Below are 7,930 nucleotides of genomic sequence, written 5' to 3' on the forward strand. Positions count from 1 at the left end.
CAATTCCGCCACACCGGCATGCAACTTAAATATATTATCAGGAAAGGACGGTTTTGCCAACCCTTTTCTGCCAGAAAGGAGAATTATTTTGGAACAACAATGGATCGATGAGCAAGTCGCACGGCGGATTGTCCATCCCCGCGCCAAAGATACATATAAGGGCAGTTTCGGTCACGTACTGGTTATTGGCGGAAACGCGCAATATGGTGGGGCTGGGATTATGAGTGCTGGCGCCGCAGTGCACGCGGGTGCCGGTCTGGTGACTTTAGCCACCCGGCCTGTGAATAACACGGCACTCCACACCCGTTATCCAGAAGTGATGGCCACCGATTTTACCGAATTGGACACTTTGGCCCCGCTTATTCAGAGCGCCACGGTGATTGTGATTGGCCCGGGGTTAGGGGTGGACGAACAGGCTGCGACAACCCTGAGTTTTACTTTACAGCGGGTCACTGATGAGCAGACACTGATTATCGACGGCAGTGCGCTCACCCTTCTTGCTGGCCAAGAAAAAATCCACTGGCCAAAAGGTCATCTGATTCTCACACCCCATGTGGTTGAATTTGCCCGGCTGAGTCATTTGGCTGTGACCGCCCAAACACCTTCGCAGATTCAGGCATTCGCAGACACCTTGCCAAAATCTGCTGTCTTGGTCCATAAAAGTGCCCGCACCCAATTATATGTGCCGCACCAACAAACTTACTGGCAAAACACGAGTGGGAATCCCGGTATGGCCACTGGCGGCACAGGGGATACATTGACCGGGGTGATTGCGGCCTTTGTTGCCCAGTTCGGTTTCTCCGAAGAGACAGTGGCGGCGGCAGTGTTTACTCACTCGGCAGTCGCCGATCAGCTGGCACAGTATCAGTATGTCGTCTTACCCACAATGGTGATTGATCATCTGTCGGAATATATGCATCAGTTAAGTGAACCAAAATAATGGCACTATGTAGCAGGGATACGCTAAGGCGTCCCTGTTTTTTGTTATGCGGCTTGCGGCAGCACGATCCGGAGATATTGGCTGCGCAATACTGCGCGCTGATCCTTTGTCAACGGTGTCTTTTGGGTCAGCTGGGTAAACACTGCTTGTTCAAAGTCCGTTGCAGGGGCTTCCCACACTTTTTCGTCTGGGCGACACAGCGCGGTTTGAAGACTGAGTGTAGTGGGATATTGCCAAGCCACCCGCTCATAGGTTTCACCAGTTTTGGTATGCCGCGATATCCGAATATTTTTAACGGCTTGTAATTTAATGGCGTCACCGATCAACATGTTTTCCTGTTCATGTAAAGTGGCAGGGTCAAAAACATAAAAATCGCCCGCTTTGGTCAAAATGGTTGTGAGCATCAATGGTCATCCTTCCTTTCAAGTCACCAGGATTACCCGGCTTGCTCATTAGTATACCAGGTTGCTCAAAACTGGGAGATTTTTTTGCCTTTTTTCTTGACAAGTGGCCGCAGTTCATATACTGTATATATTGTAATATGTACAGTATAAACAGTATAGACAGTAGAGGTGAGTGCAATGTTGGAATTACAAGGATTGACAAAAACATTTGGCGGCCAGACCGCTGTTCATAACGAAACATTCAGCGTGGCACCGGGCACGATCATGGGTTTGATCGGTCAAAACGGTGCCGGGAAAACGACCACATTTCGCATGATTTTGAATTTCCTCCATCCCGACAATGGCGCAGTGCTTTGGAATGGCCGCCCCATGGCGGTGCAAGACCGCGCGTTCATCGGTTATCTCCCAGAGGAACGGGGGCTTTATCCCAAGATGCGGGTGGCCGATCAAATCGTCTTCTTTGCCCAACTCCACGGTCTTTCTCGAGCTGAAGCCTTGGCCCGGTTAGATAAATGGATGGACCGGTTTCAGGTCAAGGGCAAGAAAACTGACAAGGTCAAGGATTTGTCTAAAGGGAATCAACAAAAAATTCAGTTGATTGCCACATTGATCCATATGCCTAAACTTTTGATCCTGGATGAACCCTTTTCTGGATTGGACCCCGTCAATGCTGGTCTACTGGAAGACGGCATTCGGTTGCTCAAAGACAACGGTTCGGCGATTATTTTCTCTAGCCATGACATGAGCAACGTAGAAGAAGTTTCTGACCACCTAGTCATGCTGCGCAATGGGGAAATGGTATTGAACGGTAAGGTCGGTGAGATCCGCCAACAATTCGGCCGCACTAAAGTTTATCTGGAACAACCACCGTTGAGTGATCAAGAACTGCAGGATTTCCCCGGTGTGGAAAAAGTCGTCCACCAAGGGACACGGTATACGTTGACACTGAGCGATCCAACTGTGGGGCATGCGCTATTTGAAGCAGCCACCGCCAAGGGTTATCTACCAGAATTTAGTCAGCAACCACCGACATTGGATGAAATCTTCAAACTGAAAGCAGGTGCATCCGCATGAACGCAGTAAAAATTGTCTTCAACCAAGTATTTCGTAAAAATCTGAAGAGCGGCGGCTGGTGGTCTATTGTCCTGTCACCGTTAGTATTGGGATTGATCATGTTCGGCATTGGTTACTACATGAGCAGTACGACGGCCACTCCGCAAGTGGGCGTCGTGGCATCGGCACCAATTCAGCAAGGGTTGATGAAACAATCCAGTGACTCGGTGAAGTATCGGACCTATGCCAGTCAAAAGAGTGCAGAGAAAGCTCTAGCGGACAAGAAAATTGATGGCGTCCTCACAGTCAATGCCCAAACGCCATACACCAGTCAGTATCTCAGTCGGCAAGGCGGTCAAGAGGTGAGTAAAAACACCTTAACGGCGAACTTAAGTCAATTAAATACCGCTGCTGTCGCCGGTGAGTTACATTTGACCAGCGCCCAATTGACTAAACTACTGACACCGCCCAGTGTGACCACCCGCAATGTATCGATTTCGGACAGTGGAAAAATGACCACTAAGGGCGGCGCAGGCGAATCTGCTAAGTATCTTTTGGCTATGGCGATCAGCGTAATGTTCTATGGCTTCTTGTTAAGCTATGGTTCCATGACGGCTCAAGAAATTGCGACCGAGAAGGGCAGCCGGATTGAAGAAATGATTCTCTCGGCGATTAGCGCACGGGCCCAGTTTTTTGGTAAGATATTAGGGATTATGGCATTGATGGTGGTTCAGATTGTGCTTTACGCTATTATTGCTGGCGGCGTATTAATTGTTGGACGGAACAATGCCACCATCCGTGGAATTCTTAGCCAAGTGGATTGGTCAATGTTGGATGCGACCTTTATCATAATGACTTTGGGATTCTTCGTGATCGGTATTCTCAGTTATACAGTGCTTTCTGCTCTGTTAGGATCGCTTGTGGCCAGCCAGGAACAGGCCAGTCAGGCGACGATGCCGGTGGTGATGCTTTCTCTAGTTGGGTACATGGCGGCATTGATGTCCGCCAACGGCAGCACTCCCTTGGTTAATATTCTCAGCTATATTCCGTTCTTGTCGCCACTGATTATGCCGTCACGGTTGGCAGTGGGGCAAGTGAGCAGTCCGGAAGCGTTGTTGGCGTTGGGTATCAATTTGGCTTTCCTCGCCATTTTCACTTGGCTCTCGGCGAAACTTTACGAAACCAATGTACTGGCCTATTCTGACAACAGTATCTGGCATGCATTACGGCAATCCTGGACCATTGCCCGCAGCGAACGGGGACGCGCCAAAACGGTGCCGGCACACGAAAAATAAGCAATTAAGTAGAAAGAAGAGGCGGCAGTATGCGGATCGTCGTATCGAACAAAGCGGGTATTCCGATCTATCAACAGATCGAAGACCAAATTAAAACCGCCATTCTTGCTGGCGATCTCGTGGAGGGCACATTGCTGCCCTCCATTCGTCAGCTCGCGAAAGATTTGCAAATTAGTGTGATTACCACCACGCGCGCGTACCATGATTTGGAAGAGCAAGGCTTCGTCAATAATGTCCAGGGCAAAGGCAGTTATGTTTTGGGCCAGGACAGCGCCCTAGTTCAGGAACATGCTCTCCGCGAGATTGAAGCACATTTGAGCGACGCACTGGCGGCCGCCCAGTTGGCAAAGATTCCAGTGCATGATTTGCACACGATGCTGGATACTCTGATTGCAGCAGAAAGTGGTGATGATGGTGACCGGTGAGGAAGAAAATTTGATCGTCGTGGACGGTTTAGCAAAACAATATAAAGAGTTCACTTTACATGGGATTCACTTCCATTTACCCGCCGGTTACATCATGGGTATGATCGGACCGAATGGCGCGGGGAAGACTACCACGATCAAAGCTTTGCTGGATATGATTCGACCGGACGCGGGCCACATCAGTATGCTCGGGGCGAGTACTGCGAACGATCGGATCGCGTTGCGCGATAGTCTGGGCGTACAATTGGACACCACTTTGTATCCTGACTATTGGCGGGTGAAACAAGTGGCCAAAAGCTTGCGGGATTTCTTCCCCCAATGGGACGACGCGTATTTTGATCAATTATGTCGTGAAATGGATATTCCATCCAAGACCAAGTATAAGAGCATGTCTCGGGGTACCCAAGTAAAGTTGCAACTAGCGGCAGCGTTGGCCCATCATCCGCGCCTACTGATTTTGGACGAACCGACCGGCGGCTTAGATCCCCTGGCGCGAGATGAATTGTTGACGCGCTTGCAGGATTTCATTGCAGATGGGGAGCATTCGGTACTGTTGTCGACCCATTTGACTGGCGATCTGGAACGGATTGCTGACTTTCTGCTGTATATTCGCGGCGGGCGGCAGCAGTTCTTTGGTCATGTGGATGATTTGCTAAATCAGTATGTGCTGGTCAAAGGCGGCTTGAACGAATTGACGCCGGCTTTGCGCGAAGTACTGATTGGTTTGCGAACGCATAGTGAAGGATTTAGCGGCTTGCTAGCAGTGGACCAAACAGCAGGTTTGCCAAACACATTGCTCCAGGAGAGTATCACGCTGGAGGAATTGATGATTTATTTCGGGAGGGGCGGCCATGCATAACACGTTGAGAATGATGCGGCTCGATACACGTTCAGTCAATATTCGCAACAACGTGTTGCTCATCTATCTCGTCACGAACCTGATTACTGTGGCGCTAGCATTCAGCCCATTGGCCGAAGGTGCTTTCTTAATTGGCTTTGGCGGTCTGATTGGCGGCTCCGGCGCGTGTCTCATCACGCCCTTTGTTGCCAGCGCTCAGCGCGGTCTTGATGCATTTTATGCCATGCTGCCTGTCCGCCGACGGGATATTGTCAACGGCCATTATTTGTTCGCGGCCGTTCTCAGTTTGTTCATGCTCATGAACACTTGGTTGATTGTGATTCTTATCCATTGGCTGCGGCCGACACTGTTTGGTGCGGATTTGCCGATTTTATTGTCCTTTGCCTTTGTCGGACCGTTCATGCTGCTGATGATGTCATCTGTGCAGTATCCCATTTTGATGCGGATCAGCTACGAAAAGGCGCCGTATTTAATCTTCTTACCAATCGTTGCTGCTGGGTTAGTGTCCGGATACATCGGTGGATCGTCCACTGATTTGCTCGGGCGTCATGGCTTCTTTTCTCCCCGCGGCTATCCGCTGCTTGGTTTGGGCTTAGTCGGCGGTGCGGGGATATTCCTGGCTTCGCTGCTGCTGGCACGACGGTTGTACGCACGGCGGGATTTATAAGCAGATGGCTGATCTGCAGGGGGACACTGTATCTGGAAAACGGCAAGCAAAATTTTGGGAGGGGTCTGCATGCGCAACGCTTATAAGATGATGATGCTCGACATGCATGCCGTCAGTGCGCGGAATAACGTGGTATTAATTTATCTTTTGCTCGATCTGATTACCATCGCACTGGCATTCAGTCCTGTGCGGGAAGATGCCTTCCTGGTCGGGTTCGGCGGTATGATTGGTGGGTCCGGCGCATACCTGATTACGCCGTTTATTTCCAGCGCTCAGCGAAGCCTGGATGCGTTGTACGCGATACTGCCGATTCGGCGTCGGGATGTGGTGCATGGCCATTATCTGTTTGCACTCACTGTAGGTTTGTTAATGTTGGGTAACACGCTGCTGACGCTGACTGCAATTCATTTACTGCGGCCGGAATTGTTTGGTAGTGATTTTCACATACTGTTGTCCGTCTCATTGGTCGGTCCTTATATGTTATTGATGATGACGGCCGTGCAGTATCCGATCCTGATGCGTGTGAGTTATGAAAAAGCGCCTTATGCGGTTTTCCTGCCCCTCATCGTCACTGGTCTTTTGGTGGGATATCTGGGCGGTGTTTCTTCCCAAGTTGTCGGCCCGGCGGGATTTCTTTCTGGCCGCGGCTTACGGATTAGCGGGATCGCCTTAGTCGTCGGAATCGTGTTGTTTGGCTTTTCTATGTGGCTGGCCCGGCGGTTGTACGCGCATCGGGATTTGTGACAGCATATAAATGGCCGACCAAGGCGCGGGCCTTGGTCGGCCATTTTGCATACTGGGAAGCGGTAATCGGGCCTTCTTTTGGATTCCGACCTTTTGTAACAATCCACGTCACATTCAAAAATGGTTAAGAAGGGTATTTATACTTGAATATTGAATATTGGCGGCACTTTCATCGGTCCAGACCAAAGCTTTTGGTGCTTCCTTAAGTATTTCTAAACCTTAACAATTCAGGTAACATTTTTGTAATAAAGGGTTGTTTATCTTGGAATGGCCGTGTAAACTTATAGTCGAGGTGAGAGATATGAAAACACGTACACTGAGTATCGCAATTATTTCCGCATTATCCGTTCTTCTGTTAGCCGGCTGTGCTGAAGGCACCAACTCCCACAGTGCTGCAGTCGAAACTCGCACATCAAAAGTTGAAAAATCTGATAAGTCTAGTGTTGAAAACAAGGCACCTGAGTCCAGTAAGAAAGATGTCTCGGCTAAATCTGAAAGCAGCCAGCCGGCAGTTACCAGCTCCACACCGGATGATAGCCAAGGTACTGATCAAACTGCCAGCAGCACGACACAACAAAGCAATAGTACCGCTCCTGCAGAAAGCAGCAGCCAAGCAGTTACCACAAGTGAGCAAAGCAGCAGTCAACCAGCTGCCAGCACGACACAGAGCAGTCAGAGTGTGGCGACACAAAGCAGTCAAAAACAGGCGGCTAGCAGCAGCGTTCAATCCACAATTCCGTTAGCCCAATTCTATGGCAAGTGGGTCGGTGCAGATACTTTCACACTTTACTACAATGCCAGTGGTGTGATGGTTATTTCTCAACACGAGAACATGACTAAGACACCAGTCGTTGCTGAACCAATGGCGGATGGCCGGATTTTATTCCGAGCGACCAGTTCAGGTGTGAATAACGTCCTCGCTACCGTTAAGAATGGTCATATGTACTTAAGCCTGGGCGGCTACGATTCTACTGAGCTGACTCGCGATGCTTCTTGGAACGGCCAATTGCCTGAATAAGTCAATATTTAATTTTGGATCCACTCGTCAATGACGGGTGGATCTTTTTTTGCGCGAATGGGGGTCGAACAGGAAATCTACGGGGGGCTCGCGCATTTGATGGTCAATAAAACGCCGTTTTTGGTATAATGTGAATGTAAACACATGACAATTAAGCTTTTTGAATCAATATCTGGTATCAGCTGCGACAAGTGGCACCATTTGTTGCGGTCGCATCCCTCGGGGTGCGTGAATTGAAAGATGCTGGCTTCCACATATTGGGCCAGGAAAGCCGTCGCATCCCTCGGGGTGCGTGAATTGAAAGTTCATCACTGCCGTAGTACGACGGGATACCAATAGTCGCATCCCTCGGGGTGCGTGAATTGAAAGGGCAATAGCTTAATACCCGGTTGCTTCGGCTGTGGCAGTCGCATCCCTCGGGGTGCGTGAATTGAAAGCTTTCTGGCCGTCTGACGTGGCTGCGTCGGCGGCTTGTCGCATCCCTCGGGGTGCGTGAATTGAAAGAGGCTGGCTTCCACATATTGG

At 49.9% G+C, this 7,930-nt stretch carries 9 protein-coding genes and 1 CRISPR repeat array; of the genes, 8 read left to right on the forward strand and 1 reads right to left on the reverse strand.

All coding sequences use genetic code 11. The features are described from left to right. Positions 1-88 precede the first annotated feature (88 nt). Positions 89-940 carry an NAD(P)H-hydrate dehydratase gene (locus FD09_RS15225; protein ID WP_057822544.1) on the forward strand — a complete coding sequence of 284 codons (852 nt, stop codon included), beginning with the start codon at positions 89-91 and terminating at the stop codon, positions 938-940. 44 nt (positions 941-984) lie between these two features. Here the strand turns inward: FD09_RS15225 and FD09_RS15230 are convergent, their stop codons facing one another. Further along, positions 985-1,344 (reverse strand): nucleotide exchange factor GrpE, encoded by a 360-nt coding sequence (locus tag FD09_RS15230; protein WP_057822545.1) that lies wholly within the window; start codon positions 1,342-1,344, stop codon positions 985-987. Positions 1,345-1,521: 177 nt separating this feature from the next. On the opposite strand from FD09_RS15230, the gene FD09_RS15235 reads away from it, so the two are divergent. From FD09_RS15235 to FD09_RS15265, 7 genes are all read left to right on the forward strand, one after another. Continuing rightward, on the forward strand, positions 1,522-2,418 hold the full coding sequence (locus tag FD09_RS15235; protein WP_057822546.1) for an ABC transporter ATP-binding protein: 897 nt from the start codon (positions 1,522-1,524) through the stop codon (positions 2,416-2,418). Next, complete coding sequence (locus FD09_RS15240) at positions 2,415-3,692, forward strand: ABC transporter permease (protein WP_057822547.1); 1,278 nt, start codon at positions 2,415-2,417, stop codon at positions 3,690-3,692. The genes FD09_RS15235 and FD09_RS15240 overlap by 4 nt, the downstream gene beginning before the upstream one ends. Positions 3,693-3,721: 29 nt before the next feature. Beyond that, the gene (locus tag FD09_RS15245; protein ID WP_057822548.1) at positions 3,722-4,117 is read left to right on the forward strand and encodes a GntR family transcriptional regulator; all 396 of its coding nucleotides are present in this window, start codon (positions 3,722-3,724) and stop codon (positions 4,115-4,117) included. Then, entirely contained in the window at positions 4,104-4,976 is an 873-nt protein-coding gene (locus tag FD09_RS15250; protein WP_057822549.1) for an ABC transporter ATP-binding protein, read from the forward strand. Before FD09_RS15245 ends, FD09_RS15250 begins: the two co-directional genes overlap by 14 nt. Further along, complete coding sequence (locus FD09_RS15255; RefSeq protein ID WP_057822550.1) at positions 4,969-5,643, forward strand: ABC-2 transporter permease; 675 nt, start codon at positions 4,969-4,971, stop codon at positions 5,641-5,643. Before FD09_RS15250 ends, FD09_RS15255 begins: the two co-directional genes overlap by 8 nt. A 69-nt stretch (positions 5,644-5,712) precedes the next feature. Continuing rightward, positions 5,713-6,387 (forward strand): ABC-2 transporter permease, encoded by a 675-nt coding sequence (locus FD09_RS15260; protein ID WP_057822551.1) that lies wholly within the window; start codon positions 5,713-5,715, stop codon positions 6,385-6,387. A gap of 301 nt (positions 6,388-6,688) precedes the next feature. Beyond that, complete coding sequence (locus FD09_RS15265; protein ID WP_057822552.1) at positions 6,689-7,405, forward strand: hypothetical protein; 717 nt, start codon at positions 6,689-6,691, stop codon at positions 7,403-7,405. A gap of 209 nt (positions 7,406-7,614) precedes the next feature. Beyond that, a CRISPR array of direct repeats spans positions 7,615-7,909; the repeat unit is 31 nt; unit sequence GTCGCATCCCTCGGGGTGCGTGAATTGAAAG. The last annotated feature ends 21 nt before the right edge of the window (positions 7,910-7,930 follow it).

It is taken from the genome of Schleiferilactobacillus perolens DSM 12744 (assembly GCF_001435585.1).
GTDB classification, from domain to species: domain Bacteria; phylum Bacillota; class Bacilli; order Lactobacillales; family Lactobacillaceae; genus Schleiferilactobacillus; species Schleiferilactobacillus perolens.